21 protein-coding genes and 1 tRNA gene are annotated in these 17,543 nt (G+C 59.6%); 11 read left to right on the top strand and 11 right to left on the bottom strand.

Annotation, left to right across the window (positions count from 1 at the left end):
- The first annotated feature begins 187 nt into the window (after positions 1-187).
- The gene (gene dksA, locus ACR3E6_RS15020) at positions 188-610 is read left to right on the top strand and encodes an RNA polymerase-binding protein DksA (RefSeq protein ID WP_171167736.1); all 423 of its coding nucleotides are present in this window, start codon (positions 188-190) and stop codon (positions 608-610) included.
- 39 nt (positions 611-649) lie between these two features.
- Positions 650-1,828: an FAD-dependent monooxygenase gene (locus ACR3E6_RS15015; protein ID WP_480487837.1), complete on the top strand. Its 1,179-nt coding sequence runs from the start codon at positions 650-652 to the stop codon at positions 1,826-1,828.
- 4 nt (positions 1,829-1,832) lie between these two features.
- Here the strand turns inward: ACR3E6_RS15015 and xth are convergent, their stop codons facing one another.
- Entirely contained in the window at positions 1,833-2,612 is a 780-nt protein-coding gene (xth, locus tag ACR3E6_RS15010; protein WP_480487835.1) for an exodeoxyribonuclease III, read from the bottom strand.
- Positions 2,613-2,890: 278 nt separating this feature from the next.
- Entirely contained in the window at positions 2,891-3,214 is a 324-nt protein-coding gene (locus tag ACR3E6_RS15005) for a HesB/IscA family protein (RefSeq protein ID WP_152458245.1), read from the bottom strand.
- A gap of 76 nt (positions 3,215-3,290) precedes the next feature.
- On the opposite strand from ACR3E6_RS15005, the gene ACR3E6_RS15000 reads away from it, so the two are divergent.
- Complete coding sequence (locus tag ACR3E6_RS15000) at positions 3,291-4,430, top strand: deoxyguanosinetriphosphate triphosphohydrolase (protein ID WP_480487833.1); 1,140 nt, start codon at positions 3,291-3,293, stop codon at positions 4,428-4,430.
- Here the strand turns inward: ACR3E6_RS15000 and ACR3E6_RS14995 are convergent, their stop codons facing one another.
- On the bottom strand, positions 4,431-4,982 hold the full coding sequence (locus ACR3E6_RS14995; protein WP_480487831.1) for a putative pterin-binding protein: 552 nt from the start codon (positions 4,980-4,982) through the stop codon (positions 4,431-4,433). It lies immediately after the preceding gene.
- 133 nt (positions 4,983-5,115) lie between these two features.
- Here ACR3E6_RS14995 and argS point away from each other — a divergent pair, with 133 nt between their 5' ends.
- From argS to ACR3E6_RS14965, 6 genes are all read left to right on the top strand, one after another.
- A complete protein-coding gene (argS, locus tag ACR3E6_RS14990; RefSeq protein WP_480487830.1) occupies positions 5,116-6,861 on the top strand; it encodes an arginine--tRNA ligase in 1,746 nt (581 codons plus the stop codon).
- Between the two features lie 88 nt (positions 6,862-6,949).
- The gene (locus ACR3E6_RS14985) at positions 6,950-8,014 is read left to right on the top strand and encodes an SPOR domain-containing protein (protein ID WP_480487828.1); all 1,065 of its coding nucleotides are present in this window, start codon (positions 6,950-6,952) and stop codon (positions 8,012-8,014) included.
- Positions 8,011-9,018 (top strand): beta-N-acetylhexosaminidase, encoded by a 1,008-nt coding sequence (nagZ, locus tag ACR3E6_RS14980; RefSeq protein WP_480487826.1) that lies wholly within the window; start codon positions 8,011-8,013, stop codon positions 9,016-9,018. The genes ACR3E6_RS14985 and nagZ overlap by 4 nt, the downstream gene beginning before the upstream one ends.
- A complete protein-coding gene (locus tag ACR3E6_RS14975; protein WP_171204907.1) occupies positions 9,008-9,802 on the top strand; it encodes a segregation and condensation protein A in 795 nt (264 codons plus the stop codon). Before nagZ ends, ACR3E6_RS14975 begins: the two co-directional genes overlap by 11 nt.
- Positions 9,795-10,445, top strand: coding sequence for an SMC-Scp complex subunit ScpB (scpB, locus tag ACR3E6_RS14970; protein ID WP_171631878.1), 651 nt, complete (start codon positions 9,795-9,797; stop codon positions 10,443-10,445). Before ACR3E6_RS14975 ends, scpB begins: the two co-directional genes overlap by 8 nt.
- Before the next feature lie 65 nt (positions 10,446-10,510).
- Complete coding sequence (locus ACR3E6_RS14965; protein WP_171723108.1) at positions 10,511-10,726, top strand: hypothetical protein; 216 nt, start codon at positions 10,511-10,513, stop codon at positions 10,724-10,726.
- A gap of 3 nt (positions 10,727-10,729) precedes the next feature.
- On the opposite strand, the gene ACR3E6_RS14960 is transcribed toward ACR3E6_RS14965, so the two are convergent.
- The 8 genes from ACR3E6_RS14960 to ACR3E6_RS14925 form a co-directional block, all read right to left on the bottom strand.
- A complete protein-coding gene (locus ACR3E6_RS14960) occupies positions 10,730-11,809 on the bottom strand; it encodes a 2'-deoxycytidine 5'-triphosphate deaminase (protein ID WP_480487823.1) in 1,080 nt (359 codons plus the stop codon).
- Between the two features lie 61 nt (positions 11,810-11,870).
- Positions 11,871-11,947 (bottom strand) — tRNA-Pro (locus tag ACR3E6_RS14955).
- Positions 11,948-12,008: 61 nt separating this feature from the next.
- Positions 12,009-12,614, bottom strand: coding sequence for a MerR family transcriptional regulator (locus tag ACR3E6_RS14950; protein WP_480487821.1), 606 nt, complete (start codon positions 12,612-12,614; stop codon positions 12,009-12,011).
- A gap of 18 nt (positions 12,615-12,632) precedes the next feature.
- The gene (gene ihfA, locus ACR3E6_RS14945; protein WP_152458234.1) at positions 12,633-12,935 is read right to left on the bottom strand and encodes an integration host factor subunit alpha; all 303 of its coding nucleotides are present in this window, start codon (positions 12,933-12,935) and stop codon (positions 12,633-12,635) included.
- A 96-nt stretch (positions 12,936-13,031) separates the two neighbouring features.
- The gene (locus tag ACR3E6_RS14940; RefSeq protein WP_171723111.1) at positions 13,032-14,003 is read right to left on the bottom strand and encodes a beta-ketoacyl-ACP synthase III; all 972 of its coding nucleotides are present in this window, start codon (positions 14,001-14,003) and stop codon (positions 13,032-13,034) included.
- A gap of 21 nt (positions 14,004-14,024) precedes the next feature.
- Positions 14,025-15,113 carry a phosphate acyltransferase PlsX gene (gene plsX / locus ACR3E6_RS14935; RefSeq protein WP_480487818.1) on the bottom strand — a complete coding sequence of 363 codons (1,089 nt, stop codon included), beginning with the start codon at positions 15,111-15,113 and terminating at the stop codon, positions 14,025-14,027.
- A gap of 24 nt (positions 15,114-15,137) precedes the next feature.
- Positions 15,138-15,344 (bottom strand): 50S ribosomal protein L32, encoded by a 207-nt coding sequence (rpmF, locus tag ACR3E6_RS14930; protein ID WP_008756996.1) that lies wholly within the window; start codon positions 15,342-15,344, stop codon positions 15,138-15,140.
- Between the two features lie 205 nt (positions 15,345-15,549).
- Positions 15,550-16,086 (bottom strand): YceD family protein, encoded by a 537-nt coding sequence (locus tag ACR3E6_RS14925; RefSeq protein ID WP_480487816.1) that lies wholly within the window; start codon positions 16,084-16,086, stop codon positions 15,550-15,552.
- 85 nt (positions 16,087-16,171) lie between these two features.
- On the opposite strand from ACR3E6_RS14925, the gene ACR3E6_RS14920 reads away from it, so the two are divergent.
- Positions 16,172-16,645: an outer membrane protein assembly factor BamE gene (locus ACR3E6_RS14920; RefSeq protein ID WP_171631898.1), complete on the top strand. Its 474-nt coding sequence runs from the start codon at positions 16,172-16,174 to the stop codon at positions 16,643-16,645.
- 84 nt (positions 16,646-16,729) lie between these two features.
- Complete coding sequence (locus tag ACR3E6_RS14915; RefSeq protein WP_480487814.1) at positions 16,730-17,485, top strand: GNAT family N-acetyltransferase; 756 nt, start codon at positions 16,730-16,732, stop codon at positions 17,483-17,485.
- The last annotated feature ends 58 nt before the right edge of the window (positions 17,486-17,543 follow it).

Genomic DNA, 17,543 nt, shown 5'->3' with positions numbered 1-17,543 from the left:
TCATAGAAAAACAGGGTTTTGTTGTTGTTTGTCTCATATTTAGACAAAACAGCACGAGGGCGGGCTGAAGCAACGTTTGTGTAGTGACAATCCCACGCCCGTCGGCTAAACGCTGCGCAGAAGGGGGTGCCAAATGTCAGGTGAAACATCCGCGACCGACGTTTCTGGCCATACCGAGGGAGCAAATATGAAACAGGAAGTTTTTCTGCCGGAGGATTACCGTCCGGCCGAAGATGAACCTTTCATGAATGAACGTCAGCTTGAATATTTCCGCCGCAAGCTGTTGGATTGGAAGAATGAGCTTTTGGCGGGCAGCCGCGATACGATCGAAGGGCTGCAGGACAACACCCGAAACATTCCGGATGTCGCAGACCGCGCGAGCGAGGAGACCGATCGCGCTCTGGAGCTGCGGACTCGCGACCGCCAGCGCAAGCTGGTTGCCAAGATCGACGCAGCCCTGCGCCGGATCGAAGAAGGTGAATACGGCTACTGCGAAAAGACCGGCGATCCGATTTCGCTGAAACGCCTGGATGCACGTCCGATTGCGACCATGACGCTGGAGGCGCAAGAGCGCCACGAGCGCCGCGAAAAGGTCCACCGCGACGATTGATCGCCGGGTGAAACTGGAAAATTTCGAACGCCGGGGCCTGTGGCTCTGGCGTTTTTGCGTTATGCGGGGGGCATGAAGATCAATCGGTTGAATTTCTGTGTAATTGGTGGCGGCATCGGCGGTCTGGCGGCTGCGTTGGCGCTGCGGCAACACGGGGCGCAGGTCACCCTGCTAGAGCAAGCCCCGGCATTGACCGAGGTTGGCGCCGGTCTGCAGATCAGTGAAAACGGGTTGTGCGTGTTGCGCGCGCTTGGGGTGGCGGATCTGTCTGCGGGCCAGAAGTCGCACGGTACGATCTTGCGCGATTACCGCAAAGGCCGCGTTGTCAGCCGGCTGCCCGGTCCTTCGGCTGGCCCGACCTATTACTTTCACCGCGCCGATCTGTTGAATCTGCTGCATTCTGCGGCCCGCAAGGCCGGCGTGGATGTCCGTCTGGGGGCCAAGGTTTCCAACGTGCACAAACACCCCAACGAAGCCGAAATTCTGTTGGCGAGCGGCGAACGGCTGCGCGCCGAATGCGTCATCGCGGCCGACGGTGGCCGAAGCGCGATTCGCCCGGCTCTGAACGGGCCCGAGACACCCGAGTTCACGCACCAGGTCGCCTGGCGCGCCACCATTCCCTGGCGACCGGATTCAGGCGTGGTGACGGCATCCCTGACCATGGGGCCGGGTCGGCATGTCGTAACCTATCCTTTGCGCGATCAAAGCATGATGAACATCGTTGCGGTCGAGGAACGCTCGGACTGGAGGGAAGAGGGATGGAAGCTGAACGGCGATCCGGATGAATTGCGTGCACGTTTTTCAGGGTTCGGCGGTCCGGTAGGTGAGATTCTGTCAAAGGTCTCGGATGTGAATCTGTGGGCCCTGTTCCTGCGCCCGGTCGCAGAAGAATGGCAGAACGGTCGTTTGGCATTGCTGGGGGACGCGGCGCATCCGACCTTGCCGTTCATGGCACAAGGCGCCTGCCTGGCGCTGGAAGATGCCTGGGTGCTCGCACGATCTTTCGACGAACATTCGGGTGTCGCCAGTGCGCTTGCCGCCTACGAGAAAACGCGCCGACCAAGGGCAGAAAGCGTGGTTGCCGCTGCCGGGTCGAACGCACGCAATTTCCACCTGTCAGGCCCCGCCCGTTTGGCGGCCCAATGTGCGCTTATGGCCATCGGACGGAAACTGTCACGTCGCTACGAATGGATATACAGCTACGACGTCACGGCCTGAACCGCTAAATATCAAGATCGACCCAGACAGGCACGTGATCCGAGGGTTTTTCATGCCCGCGCACGGCGGCATCAATCTGGCAATCCCGCATTAGATCTGCCGCTTGCGGGGTCAGCAGAAAGTGATCGATCCGAATTCCGTCGTTCCGGTTCCAGGCCCCGGCCTGGTAGTCCCAGAATGAATAGTGCCCCGCGCTTTGGGTGGTGGCCCGGAACGCTTCGGTGAAGCCCAGACTCAGGATCTTGCGAAACGCGGTGCGGCTTTCGGGGCGGAACAATGCGTCTTCGCGCCATGCTTCGGGGCGTTTGGCGTCCTCCACCTGCGGGATGATGTTGTAATCCCCCGCTATCAACGCAGGTTCTTCGGTTGCCAGCAAATCACGGGCACGGTGATAAAGCCGCTCCATCCATGCCAGTTTGTAATCGTATTTCGGGCCGGGCGCCGGATTGCCATTGGGCAGGTACAATCCACAGATCCGAAGAGCCTTTTTACCAACGACGGTGGCTTCTATCCAACGGGCCTGCTCATCCGCGTCATCGCCGGGAAGGCCGCGGGATACATCCTCGAGGGGAAGCTTCGACAAGATTGCAACGCCATTGAAGCTTTTTTGTCCATGGGTTTCCACGTTGAACCCACGCTCTTCGAATATCTCGCGCGGGAAGTTTTCATCGACCGACTTTATCTCTTGCAACAGCACAACGTCCGGCTGCGCTTCGTCCAGCCAACGGGGCAGGGCTTCGACCCGCGCTTTGATGCCGTTGATGTTGAACGTGGCGATTTTCATGCGCGATCCTCCGAAGACTTGGTCCAACCTATCGCGCAGAACGGGCCCAACGGCAAGGCGGAGATCGTATTTGCGAGGCTCTGCCTCGCGCTCCGGGATATTTTTGGCCAGATGAAGAAACGGATTATTAACCGAATTTCTTCAAGCTGAAGTGGCGGTACAGGCGGGGACGCCGATGACCGCGCCAGGTGAAGCCCTCTGGTCTTTCGGTCAGAGGGCGGACTCCTGCTTCATCTGGCTGAAAATATCCTGGGGGTGTGGGGGCAAAGCCCCCACGGTTACATCGAAAAAGATGTGCCACAACCACAGGAAGAGGTGGCGTTGGGGTTGTCGATTACAAATCGCGCACCGATCAGTTCCTGGGTGAAGTCGATAACCGCGTTTTCCAGGAAGGGCAGCGAAATGGCGTCGACAATGACTTTTTGCCCTTTGCCTTCAAGGACCAGATCATCTTCTTTCGGCGTATCCAAAGCGATTTCGTATTGAAACCCCGAGCAACCGCCGCCTTCCACTGCGACGCGCAGTGCCTGACCCTGATCCGCCGCGCCGATTTCTGCGAGGCGTTCAAAGGCGCGATCCGTGACTGTTGGGGGCAGATTCATGCCGGTCTCCAAAGGTTTCCTTCCGTTACGCCATACAATATAGAAAGTGCAAGGACAGGCGACAAGGACGGGCCATTTGGACAGAGCTAGTTTTGCCTCGGATCCGGACCGCACCAGGGGGCGGCTCGTAGCCGAGGAGGAAAGCAGTTTCCGATCATGCTTTCAGCGCGACCGGGACAGGATCATTCACGCCAGTGCCTTTCGGCGCCTCAAACACAAGACGCAAGTTTTCGTTGAGCATGAGGGCGATAGCTACCGCACCCGCCTGACCCATTCCATCGAGGTGGCGCAGGTGGCCCGGACCATTGCCGGTGCTCTGGGCCTGAACCCAGAGCTGACCGAAGCCGTGGCCCTGGCGCATGATCTGGGGCACACGCCCTTTGGACATACCGGCGAGGACGCGTTGCACGCGTTGATGAAACCCTTTGGTGGTTTTGATCACAACGCGCAGGCCATTCGGATCGTCACAAAGCTGGAGCGCCACTATGCAGAATTCGATGGGTGCAACCTGACCTGGGAATGTCTGGAAGGAATAGCCAAGCACAATGGCCCGGTTGAGGGCGATCTGCCCTGGGCATTGGCCGAGTGCAATCAGGAATTCGATCTTGAACTGCACACCCATGCCAGCGCGGAAGCGCAAGTTGCGGCCCTTTCTGATGACATAGCGTACAACAATCACGATCTTCTGGACGGATTGCGCGCAGGCTTGTTCACGGATGACGATTTGCAGGACCTGCCGATTGTCGGGGTGTGTTACGCCGAGGTGGATGCCAGATACCCAGGGCTGGATTCCTATCGCCGGCGTCACGAAGCGCTAAGGCGGGTTTTCGGGGTCATGGTGGGGGATGTCATCAACACTTCGAACGATCTCATTGCCGTTTCTGGCGCGCAGTCCGTCGAAGAAATCCGACATCTTGGGTATCTTGTCATCCAGTTCTCGGATGAGGTTTGGGCGCAACTGCGTGAAATCCGGGCGTTTCTGTTCACACGTATGTATCGCGCACCCAGGGTGATGTCAGTGCGGGCAGAGGTGGCAAAGATCGTGGAAGATCTGTTTCCGATCTACATGAACGATCCCAGGCAAATGCCTGTGCGCTGGCACGATGACATTGAAGCTGCCAGGGACGACACAGCCTTGGCCCGCATTGTTTCCGATTACATTGCGGGCATGACCGACCGATTTGCCTTGCAGGACCATGCGCGGCTGACGGGCTGATCACTCCACGGCTATGTAAGCGATGGCCCAGACTTGCTGAGCCGCTTGTCTCGCAGACTGATCGGCGTTCTTTGTCGGTGGGAACACGATCATTGTCGGGCCATAGCCTCCGATCCCCATCGGTGCGCCATCAGCATGCGTTGCAACGATCGGTTTGTGCGTTGCGATACTGTCCCACTCGATTTCAGCCTGATACCCATCCAGCGCCATGGGAAAAGCGGTTTTCCCCTCGGCCCCCGCCAGTGTCATGACGTCTGCCAAAAGCGGGCCCGAAAACCTGTAATCCCGCTCATTGCCCGGAGGACCATAGGGGATTGTGATCTCGAACTGCTCCAGCCCGTCCAGCATGGCTGCGTCAAACCCTGCCGCGCCGTCATGCGTGACCTCCAGATAGCCCAGCAGACCGCCGTCATTCTCACCTCGCGCAGGCAGGTTTGTTTCACTGACCGCGCCGCCCAGCGTCAGCAGCACATGGCCTTTGGGCTGTGGCAGGTCGGCCAGCGCAGGCAAGGCGGTGGACAAAAGCAAGGCAAAGGACAAGGCGCGGTGCACAAACGGTCTCCGGTAGCGGCGTACAGGCCCAAGATTAGCGAGATGTTTCGCCAAACCAAGCTTAAACATTAGGCGTCCATTGACCTTGCCGGTTTGCGTGGTAAACCCCGCGACAAGCAAAAGGACATCCGAAATGAACCTGTTTTCCGAGATCCGCGGCCTTGTACTGGACGCGCTGGCGCAGATGCAGTCCGAAGGCGCATTGCCCGAGGGGCTGAGCTTTGACAACGTGGCGGTCGAGCCGCCGCGCGATGCGGCCCATGGGGACATGGCAACCAACGCCGCGATGGTGCTGGCGAAACCAGCCAGGATGAAGCCGCGCGACATTGCGGATGTTCTGGCCGGGAAACTGGCGGCAGATGACCGGATCACAAGCGCAGAAGTGGCAGGGCCCGGTTTCCTGAACCTGCGTCTTGCGCCGTCCGTTTGGCAAGGTGTGTTGGCGGCGGTTCTGGAAAAAGGCACCGATTTCGGGCGCTCGACCATGGGGCAGGGTCAGAAGGTCAATGTCGAATATGTCTCGGCCAACCCGACCGGTCCGCTGCATGTCGGGCACACACGCGGCGCGGTGTTCGGGGATGCGTTGGCAAGCCTGCTGGCCTATTCGGGCCATGACGTGACCCGTGAATACTATATCAACGACGGCGGCGCGCAGGTGGATGTGCTGGCGCGGTCGGCCTACGAACGTTATCGCGAGGCCAATGGCCTCAGCCCCGAGATTGCCGAAGGGCTGTATCCCGGCGACTATCTGATCCCGATCGGCGAGGCGCTGAAAGAGAAATATGGCGACAGCCTGATCGACAAGCCGGAAAGCGAATGGCTGGAAGAGCTGCGCGAGTTTTCGACCGACGCGATGATGGACCTGATCCGCGCCGACCTGAAGGCGCTGGGCGTCGAGATGGATGTGTTCTTCTCGGAGAAATCGCTCTATGGCACGGGCCGGATCGAGGCCGCGCTGCAATCGCTGACCGAAAAGGGCCTGATCTATGAAGGCGTGCTGGAGCCGCCCAAGGGCAAAAAGCCCGAAGATTGGGAGCCGCGCGAACAGACCTTGTTCAAATCCACCGAACATGGTGATGACGTCGACCGCCCGGTCAAGAAGTCGGATGGCAGCTGGACTTATTTCGCCCCCGATATCGCCTATCACTATGACAAGGTGAGCCGTGGCTTTGACGCGTTGATCGACGTGTTCGGGGCGGATCATGGCGGCTATGTCAAGCGGATGAAGGCGGCCGTGTCGGCCTTGTCCGATGGCAATGTGCCGCTGGATATCAAGCTGACGCAGTTGGTGAAACTGTGGAAAAATGGCGAACCGTTCAAGATGTCGAAACGGGCCGGGAACTTTGTCACCCTGCGGGATGTGGTCGATCAGGTTGGTCCCGACGTGACCCGTTTCGTGATGCTGACCCGCAAGAACGACGCGCCGCTGGATTTCGATTTCGACAAGGTATTGGAACAGAGCCGCGAGAACCCCGTGTTCTACGTTCAATACGCCCATGCCCGGGTGATGAGCGTGCTGCGCCGTGCCGCCGAGGCGGGGATCGACGCCACCGACGACACCTTGCGAGGGGCTGATCTGGCGTCGCTGGACCACCCGGCCGAACTGACGGTTGCCAAGAAGCTGGCGGAATGGCCACGCCTGGTCGAGATCGCTGCGCGGACCAACGAACCGCACCGCGTCGCCTTCTATCTGTATGAACTTGCAGGGGATTTTCACGCTCTGTGGAACAAGGGCAATGATGAAACCCAGTTGCGTTTCATTCAGGATGGCGATGTTGCCACAAGCCAGTCGAAAATTGCGCTGGCCAGGGCCGTTTCTGTTGTGATTTCAGCGGGCTTGGGTATTCTTGGCGTCACCCCGGCGCAGGAGATGCGGTAACAAATATCGCCCGAACCGCCGGTACGAGGTAGGCAAGAAATGACCCGCGCGCCTTATTTTCGGGCGCGAAGCGGGCAGTGAGGCGGACATGGCGAGTTACGATTTCTCGGGGCACCAAAGCCCCGGGCAGAATGATTACCCGAATCAAGCGCATTTCGAGGATGCGTATGACTATCCCGACGAGATGCAGGATTACGACGCGCCGCGCGGCGCGTTCGGACTGGGGCGGGCGGTCAATTTCCTGGGGGCTGTCGCATCGTTGGCACTGGTCGCCGGCGTCGGTATCTGGGGATACAAGCTTGTCATGCGGGATGTCAGCGGCGTGCCGGTCGTGCGTGCGGCCGAAGGGCCGATGCGGGTGCAGCCCGAAAACCCGGGCGGAACACCGGCCGATCATCAGGGCTTGGCCGTCAATGCCGTGGCCGCCAAGGGCAGTGCTGCCGCCCCGGCGGATCGTCTGATCCTTGCGCCGCGGCCGGTCTCGTTGACGGATGAAGACGTACCTGCCGCTGATCTGAAGCCGACACCGGCGCTGCATGTCGTGGAAAAGCCGATTTCAACCCAGGAAGCCGCCCGATTGCGCCAGAACGCAGTGGATGCGCTGGTTGCGGAATTGGCTGGTGAAGCAGCCAAAACGCAGCAAAACGCTGAGGATGGCGTGCAAGTGGCATCGCTGACCACCCCCGAGGAAGAACCCGCAATTGACCCGGCCGATTTCGCAGCCGCCTTGCCGGACCCGGCCATTGCCGCGCTGCCGGGCGTGCGCCGGTCCTTGCGCCCCTTGACCCGCCCGGCACGCGCCTCACGCAGCCGGGTGTCGCCAAGTGAGAATTCCGAAGACGCTATCAATGCTGCGGTGAAGGCTGCGGTTGGGTTGGATGTTGATCCTGATACGCTGGTGAAAGGCACGCGTCTGGCGCAGCTTGGGGCCTATGACAGCGTTCAGGTTGCCCAAACGGAATGGGATCGCCTGAACGGGAAGTTCAGCGAATATATGGCCGGAAAACAGCGCGTTATTCAGAAGACCTCAAGCGGTGGGCGCACCTTTTACCGCCTGCGCGTGCTGGGCTTTGAAGACCTGAGCGACTCGCGCCAGTTTTGTGCCGCGCTTGTTGCGCAAGGGGCTGATTGTATCCCGGTGGCCGTCAGGTGAAGTACGGTGCCGCGATCACCGATGCAGAGGACCTGCGCCTGACGCAACAGGAAAAAGACTTGTTTCGGCAAATGAACCCGTTCGGGTTCATTCTTTTTGCCCGCAACATCGAACACGCGGATCAGGTGCGCGCCTTGTGTGATGATTTCCGCGAGGCTGTCGGGCGCAATTGCCCGATCACCATCGATCAGGAAGGCGGCCGCGTGCAGCGCCTGCGGGCGCCGCTGGCCCGCGAATGGCTGCCTCCGTTGGATCACGTGGCCAATGCCGCCGAGCAGGCCGAGCGCGCCATGTATCTGAGGTACCGCCTGATTGCCGATGAATTGTTTGGTCTGGGCATCGACAGCAACTGTGCGCCCATGGTGGATGTCGCGCGTCCCGAGACGCACAAGTTTCTGAAGAACCGCTGTTATGACGCTGATCCTGAACGCGTTTCCAGAATTGGCAAAGCCGTGGCGCAGGGTCATCTGGATGGCGGTGTGTTGCCGGTGCTCAAACACATTCCGGGCCATGGACGTGCCACGTTGGACAGCCACCATGACTTGCCGCATGTGGATCTGCCCCTGGATGAGCTTGAGCGCAGCGATTTCGTGCCGTTCCGGGCCTTAAACGACCTGCCGATGGGGATGACTGCGCATTTGGTCTATGACCGGATTGACCCGCAACCTGCCACAATCTCGGCAACCATGATGGATGTGATCCGCGACAGGATTGGCTTCGGCGGGCTGATCATGACCGATGACATCGGGATGAAGGCGCTCAGCGGAACGCCCGCTGAGGTGTCGCGGCAAGCCATAAGCGCGGGCTGTGACGTCGTTCTACACTGCAACGGAAGCTTTGCCGAGCGCGCCGAGGTGCTGGAAGCTGCCGGGGAAATGTCCGATGTGGCACAGGCCCGCGCAGAACGGGCGCTGGCGATGCGCAAAGCTCCGCAGGAACTTGACATCCCTGCCGTCGAGGCGGAACTATCTGCCCTAATGGGCGGGCAGGTATATGAACGATAATCTTTTCAGCGAAGACCCTGTCTCGGTCGCAGATCGTCTTGCGGCCGAAGCGCTGATTGTTGATGTCGATGGGTTCGAAGGCCCGCTGGACGTTCTTCTGACCCTGTCGCGCACGCAGAAGGTCGACCTTCGGAAAATCTCGGTTCTGGCGCTGGCGCAGCAATACCTTGCCTTTGTCGAAAAGGCGCGGGCGCTGCGGATCGAACTGGCCGCCGACTATCTGGTGATGGCGGCCTGGCTGGCCTTTTTGAAATCCCGCCTGCTGTTGCCGCCAGATCCGGATGACGAAGGACCATCGGGTGAGGAACTGGCCGCACATCTGGCGTTTCAGTTGGAACGTTTGCAGGCGATGCGCGATGCGGCTGCGCGGTTGATGGCGCGCGATCAGCTGGGACGGGATTTCTTCAAACGCGGGCAGGGCGAAGATATCACCCGGATCCGCACCGTCACCTATTCCGCCACGCTGCTGGATCTGATGCAGGGCTATGCCCGCATCCGCACCCGTGATGAATTCCGCCCGTTTGTGATGGACCGCGATTCGGTATTCACCATGGAACAGGCACTGGAACGGATGCGCCCGCTGATCGGGTTTGCCGGGACATGGACCGACATGGAAACTTACCTGCCCGACGGCTGGGATTCCGACCCGGTACGGCGCAGGTCGGCAACGGCGGCGACCTTTGCGGCCTCGTTGGAACTGGTGAAAGAAGGACATATGGAAATCAAGCAGAGCGAGACATTCGCTCCGATCCAATTGCGCAAGAGGACCGAAACACGTGACTGATGCCCCTGAAGAGACCGGTACGCTGTTCGAGGCGCCTCCGCTGGCAGAGCAGGAGCGTATGGTCGAAGCCGTTCTGTTCGCCAGCGCCGAGCCGGTGACGATTGCGGATCTTGAGGCGCGGATGCCCCATGGCAGCGACGCGGCGCAAGCGGTTGAATTGCTTCAGAAACGGTATGAGGGGCGTGGCGTGCGCGTTGTGCGTGTAGGGGACGCCTGGGCCATCCGCACGGCCCCTGATCTGGGCTTTCTGATGCAGAAGGAAACGGTCGAGACGCGCAAACTCAGCCGCGCTGCGATCGAAACTCTGGCCATCGTGGCCTATCACCAACCCTGCACACGGGCCGAGATCGAGGAAATCCGGGGCGTGTCGGTCTCGCGCGGGACCATCGATCAGTTGCTTGAGATGGAGTGGATCAAGCTGGGCCGCCGCCGCATGACGCCGGGCCGTCCGGTGACGTTTGTGGTGACGCCTGAGTTTCTGGATCATTTTGGCCTGGAGAACGCGCGCGACCTGCCAGGCCTGAAAGAACTGCGCGCCGCGGGATTGTTGGAGAATCGGCCCCCTCCGGGTGCGATCCCTTTGGGCGAAGGGCGCGAGGACGAAGTTGATGAAGACCAGAGCGAGTTGTTCGAAGAAGATTGATCGAACAGCCCTTTTGTTGCCGCATAAAGCGTCTATCTTTGAGCGTGCGGACGCGGAGTTGAGCGATGAATGCAAACCGGATCATCGACATGATTGTGCGCCAGGTCATGCGCCGTCTGGTCAACAAAGGTGTGAACAAGGGTATCGATCTGGCCAGCCGAAAGGGCGGCGGATCCGGCACATCGAATGGGCCCGGAAAAACCAGTGCACCGCGACATGCGCAGAACCTCAGGCACGCACAGCGCGTGACCCGTCAAATGCGCCGGTTCATGAAGTTCTAGGGGTCAGCTTGCGGCTTTGAAGTGCTTTGACAGTTTCAGGCCCTGACCCTGATAGTTCGAGGCAATGCCCGCACCATAAAGCTGCGTCGGCATTTCAGTCATTTTCTCATAGACCAGACGCCCGACGACCTGTCCGTGTTCCAGCACGAATGGCGCTTCGTGGCAGCGCACCTCAAGCACGCCACGGGAACCGGCCCCCCCGGCAGCGGCATGGCCAAAACCGGGATCGAAGAACCCTGCATAGTGCACTCTGAACTCACCAACCATCGCCAGATAGGGCGCCATTTCAGCCGCGAACATCGGTGGTATGTGCACCGCCTCGCGGCTGACAAGGATATAGAACGCGCCGGGGTCCAGGATGATGCAACCATCTTTGGTGCGCACCTCTTCCCAATAGTCTTGCGGATCGTATTCACCGATTCGATCCAGATCGATCACCCCGGTATGAGGTTTGGCGCGATAGCCCACCAGATCGGTCTCGGGCAGTTGCAGGTCGACCGAAAAGCCCAGACCGTCCTGAATGACGGCAGGTCCGTCCACAAGCGGAGATTCGGCATGCAAGGACCTCAGTTCCGCATCGGACAATACGGCCTGACCCTGGCGGAAACGAATCTGATTCAGACGCATCCCGGGACGAACCAGAACCGAGAACGAGCGCGGGCAGATTTCGGCATAAAGTGGGCCTGTGTAACCTGCGGGCACGCGGTCGAACTCGGTGCCGCCATCAGTGATCGTCCGCGTCAGAAGGTCCAGCCGCCCGGTCGAGCTTTTGGCGTTGGCCACGGCGCTCATGCTGTCGGGCAGGGCAAGCGATTCCATCAGGGGCACCAGATAGACGCAGCCCTTTTCCAGAACCGCGCCATCCGAGATATCGATGCGGTGCATCTCAAACTCGGTCAAGCGATCCGTGACAGTCCGGCCTTCGCCCGCAAGAAAAGAGGCGCGTACACGGTAAGCCACTGTTCCCAGTCGTAAATCAAGGCTGGCAGGTTGAATCTGGGCAGGCAGAACCTCTGGGTCGGCGGTGATCTCACCGCGCGCGATCATCGCCTCTAGCTGTTGGTTTGGGCAAACACCTGTCATCTCGATCCCCCCTGGTGCCAGAGCGGGATCTGGCCTGTATGCCATAAACGTCGGTGTAATTTGGTCGGGCTAGCAGGACTCGAACCTGCGACCTTCCGTCCCCCAGACGGACGCGCTACCAGGCTGCGCCATAGCCCGACGTTGGGGTGTTCATAAAGATTTTCCCGGCAGGGGCAAGAGGAAATCAATGCCTTTTGTCCTAACCCGTCGCCTGTGTTTCAACCCGGTCCAGCCAGCGGCGCAGATCTTTTGCAATCGGTGCGATGCGCCGCAGCAGGTCGTCATCAAAATCTGTCTGTTTCCACGCAAGCGACGCGATTCCACCCATCAAGGGCGCGGCATCCAGTTCGGGCTCTGGCTCCGGCTGTGACGCGTCAGAGGCGCGTGCGTTTGTCTGCGCATCGTCCTTACCGGTTGGCTTGATCGGGTCGCGCAGATCCATGCGAATCTGTTCCATGGCGGCGGCGGGCTTTGGTTCGAACGGCACCACGGTGTCCTGGGCAGGCGCAATCGGGGCTGGGCCGGGATCGTCCAGGGAAGGGGACAGCGCCGCGACATGTGCGACGCCTTGTTCGCGCAGGATACGCTGGACACCTTTGATCGTGATTCCGTCTTCGTGGAGCAGTTTTTTGATCCCGCCCAAAAGACGCATATCATTTGGGCGATAATATCTGCGCCCACCTGCGCGTTTGACGGGCTTTACCTGCGTGAACCGGCTTTCCCAGAAACGCAGAACATGAGCCTGAACACCGAGCCAGTCCGCAACTTCGCTTATGGTGCGAAAGGCATCGGGGGACTTACTCATAACCTGGACGTCCTGAACTTACTTGCGGTTCCCGGCTGCGACGCGATCTTTCATCAGATGCGACGGGCGGAAAGTCAGCACACGGCGCGGCTGAATCGGGACTTCTTCGCCGGTTTTGGGGTTGCGACCGACACGGGCGGTCTTGTCGCGAACACTGAATGTGCCGAAAGACGAGATCTTCACCTGTTCACCACGCACCAAGGCGTCGGACATGTGGTTCAGAACGCTTTCAACCAGCTGCGCACTTTCGTTCCGTGACAGACCTACCTCACGAAAGACGGCTTCGCTCAGGTCCATTCGAGTCAGTGTTTTGTCGCCCATGCTAATTCCCCTGTTGCTATTGAAGCATATGGGTATGGCAAATTCGCTGTCAATATCAATGAATTGCGGGCGGCTGTGTAAGCCGGTTTGCGCCGGTTACCAGCGCAGAACCACTGCGCCCCAGGCCAGACCGCCGCCAATGGCTTCGGTTACGATCAGATCACCCGGCTTGATCTGTCCGCGCTGCTTGCCCACGGACAGGGCCAATGGGATGGATGCGGCCGAGGTGTTTCCGTGATCCTGAACGGTCACAACCACGTTTTCCATCGGCAGGTTCATTTTTTTGGCGGTGCCCTGAATGATGCGGATATTGGCCTGATGCGGCACGATCCAATCCACGTCGGAATTGCCCAGCCCCGCTCGTTCCAACGCTGTTTCCGCTGTTTTTGTAAGCTTTTCAACGGCATGGCGGAAAACCTGATTGCCCTGCATACGCAGATGCCCGGTGGATTGTGTCGAAACGCCGCCATCGACATAGAGAAGATCCTTGTAGCGCCCGTCCGAATTTAGGTCGGTTGCCAGAATACCGCGGTCCTCGGCGGTGCCTTTGCCCTCTTGGGCCTCCAGCACCACTGCACCGGCGCCATCGCCGAAAAGAACACAGGTGGACCGATCGGTCCAATCCATGATCCGTGAGAAAGTCTCGGCCCCGATCACCAGCACGCGTTTGGCCTGACCTGAAACAATCAACGCATTTGCGTTGGACAGTGCAAAAACGAATCCGGCGCAAACAGCCTGCACGTCAAAGGCAAAACCCTTGGTCATGCCCAGCCGTGCCTGAACCATGGTGGCGGCCGAAGGAAAGGTCAGATCCGCCGTTGAAGTCGCCAGTACGATTGCGTCAATATCATCCGCCGTCAGGCCTGCGTCGGCCAGCGCAGCTTGGGCGGCATTGGTGGCCAGATCGGATGTCGTCTCGTCCTCGGCTGCAAAATGGCGGCGTTCGATCCCCGAGCGGGTCTTTATCCATTCGTCGGTTGTGTCCAGGGTTTTTTCAAACTCGGAATTGGGGACAACGCGCTCAGGCAAATAATGCCCGACACCTACTACAACTGAACGGCCTGCCATTTTCCGGTACTGCCTTTTTTGTTATTTATCTGTTTGCGGCGCTGATTGCGCGGCATCTTGTGCAAGCTGGGCAGTGGATGCAACCCGCGCAGCCAATTTTTCGGAAAAGCCGGACTGCGCCAAAGTGAAGGCCAGTTTGATTGCAGCTGACACGCCTGTCGCGTCAGCGCCGCCGTGGGATTTCACCACGGTGCCGTTCAGCCCCAGAAACACACCACCATTCACGCGTCGCGGGTCGATCCGTTTCTTCAAACGGTTCAGCGACGTGATAGCCAGAATCGAGGCCAATCGGGATAGCGGGGAGTATTTGAACGCTTGCCGCAGCAGGTCGCCGATCAGGCTTGCCGTACCTTCGCCGGTCTTGATCGCGACGTTGCCGGTAAAGCCATCGGTTACAATGACATCCGCCTTGTCACCGGGGATGTCGCTGCCTTCGACGAAACCCAAGAAATCGAAATTCGCCTGTTCCGCGAAGCCCGCGATCATCAAGTGCGCTTCTTTCAGTTCGGCGCGCCCCTTGTGTTCTTCAGTGCCGACATTCAGCAGCCCGATCCGAGGGCGGTTCAGGGCCAAACCGTTGCGCGCGTAAGAGGCGCCCATCAGGGCGTATTGCAGCAAGTCCTTGGCGTCGGCGCGCACATCTGCGCCGACATCCAGCATCACGTTGAACCCCTGAGGGTTGCGCGAGGGCCACAGTATCGCGATGGCCGGTCGGTTCACGCCCGGCAGTTTGCGCAGGCGCATCATCGACAGGGCCATCAGCGCACCGGTATTGCCGCAGGACACCGCGCCATGGGCTTCGCCCTGGCGTACCGCTTCCAGCGTGGACCACATCGAGGTCTCTTTGCCGTTGCGCACGACCTGACTGGGTTTGTCCTCCATCGTGACCACGCCCGAGCAATCACGAAAAACGACGCGCCCCTCAAGGACACGCCGTTTGGCGACAAGCTTGCGCAATACCTGTTCGGGCCCGTGCAGCAAGAACCTGATGTTCGGGTTCTTGTCGGCCGATTTCGCAAGACCGGCAACAACGACAGAGGGACCTGCGTCCCCACCCATAGCGTCGACCGAGATGGTTATCCGTCCGGCGTGCGTGGGCTGTTCAGTCATGCCTTGGTCTGCGCTCGATCAGGCTTAGGCTGCGTCTTCGTCCAGATCGATTTCATCGGCCTGAGCGACGACTTCGCGATCATCATAGTGGCCGCAGGATGCGCAAACGTGGTGCGGGCGCTTCAGCTCGCCGCAGTTCGGGCATTCGTTCGGGTTTGCAGCAACCAGAGCGTCGTGTGCGCGGCGGTTGTTGCGACGCGACTTGGAAACTTTGTTCTGTTGGACGGCCATGGTCTCAACCTTTGTCTGACTGGGGGTCGCAGATTCGCTGCCGACCCGGGTTTCGTAGTTCGTTTATCGTGGTTTGACGCGCGTTTAGGCGACGGGCCCCGCAATGTCCAACCCTAAATCCGATGAGCGCGCGAAAATACTGCGATTCTCGGTATGTTCAAGCGATTTTTCTGACCGCCTGCTATGACAGGAAATCTGCGTTCTGTCACTCGTCTTTTTTGAGCGTATCGCGCAATCCTGCCAATCCGGCGAAAGGTTTGGCGTCTTCGTCGGTCATCGCCGGTTTTCCGGGTTCGGTATAGTCTGCCTGACCCAGTTCCGCACCCTCCTTGCGCGGGTATTGTGGCAGGGCCAGCGACAGCGCCTCGACCATCACCAATGCGGGGTCGATTTCCGGGCCCAAGGGCTCGGATTCGTCATCCTGCGGAATTTCGAACTCGGGTTCATCGGGGTCGGTCCAATCGGCCAGAAAGGTGCGATGCACGGAAATGTCGATCCGGGTCGTGACCGGCTCGAGCGTCACGACACAGGGTTGGATCACGGTTGCACCGAGTTTGCCGTTGAGAACCCAGTCGCGCTTGCCCTGTGCGCGAAGCTCGCCGGAAAAGCTGAGTTTGCGCAGCCCTAGCAGCCCCAGATCCTGCCTGATCTCTTCCAATTCGGCGCTTGCGGGGCGCAGTTCAAAGCGTGTCGGGGCGTTCTGGGGCAGGTCAGCCACCCGAAATGATGTAACGTTGCCCATTCGTGAGCCTTTCTATGTGTTGAACCGTGGCAGCGGTTTCTGTAATCGGATAGAAGCCGCAAGAGGCCAAGGCAAGAGGGTGTGCATGTTGAAGGTAGTGAACCGGTTGAAACCAGCGACGAAATCGCTTGTGTTTGTTGCCTGTCTGGCTGCGGCCGGGGCCTGTACGCCGATCTACAAGAATCACGGCTATGTGCCTCCGGCCGAGGAACTGGCCGAAATCAAAGTGGGCGTGGATACGCGCGACAGCGTGGAAGAAGCCATCGGCGCACCGGGTGCGTCCGGGGTCGTGCGGGATACGGGCTATTACTATGTCCGCTCGCGGGTCCGCCATTACGGCCCGAAACGGCCCGAAGTGGTGGCGCGCGAACTGGTCGCCATCAGCTTTGATCAGCGTGGAGTGGTCAGAAACATCGAGCGTTTTGGCTTGGAAGACGGCATCGTGATTCCGCTGGAACGCCGTGTGACCGATTCCAACGTTCAGGACAAAGGCTTCCTGCGTCAGCTGTTGGGCAATATCGGCAACTTCAACCCGGCCAATATTCCTGGCGCCAACTGATCGCGGCGGAACCTTGCGTTGGTCACAAGGCGGTCACATGTCTTGTGTTAACGGTGTCGTGCCGACACTCGTGGGTCGGCACCCATGGAGGACGCGACCGTGGCGGCGGCAGTTATGTTAAGCAAGGGGCGCTATCGCGCCCGTATGGCGGAATCGGCCGAGGATATCAGGGCCGCACAAAGCCTGCGGACATTGGCATTCGGCACCCGGCAACCGGACATTGACGCTTTTGACGCGCAATGCAGCCATGTCCTGGTTGAAGATATGCGATCCGCCGGGCAGTTGGTCTGCTGCTTTCGGATGCTGACAATGGAACATGGCGGTGAAATCGGACGCAGCTATTCAGCACAGTTCTACGACCTGAGCTCGTTGGCAGGGTTCAGTGGCCGCATGGTCGAGATGGGCAGGTTTTGCGTTCATCCGGGCCTGAACGATCCTGACATTCTGCGTGTCGCCTGGGGCGCAATGACGTCCTATGTCGATCAACACAATGTTCAGATGCTGTTTGGATGTTCGTCCTTTGCCGGGACCGAAACCGGGCGATACCTTGATGCCTTTGCGATGCTCAAACATCGCCACCTGGCCCCGAAACGGTGGTTGCCGCGGGTCAAGGCTCCGGACGTGTTCCGCTTTGCCGCACGTCTGCGGCGCCGGCCGGATGCGAAAAAGGCCATGTCGCGCATGCCGCCCCTGTTGCGAACCTATCTGATGATGGGAGGGTGGGTGAGTGATCACGCGGTTGTGGATCGCCACATGAACACGTTGCATGTGTTTACCGGGCTTGAAATCGGGGCGATCCCGCCGGCCCGAAGACGCCTGTTTCGGGCATTGGCCGTTTAAGGTGAGTATTTCCGAAAAGGTGAAAACAGGGCGTTGACGCAGTGTGGCCGCCGGTTTA

Source organism: Ruegeria sp. AL3 (assembly GCF_056536065.1).
This window is presented reverse-complemented; position numbering and strand designations above follow the sequence as displayed.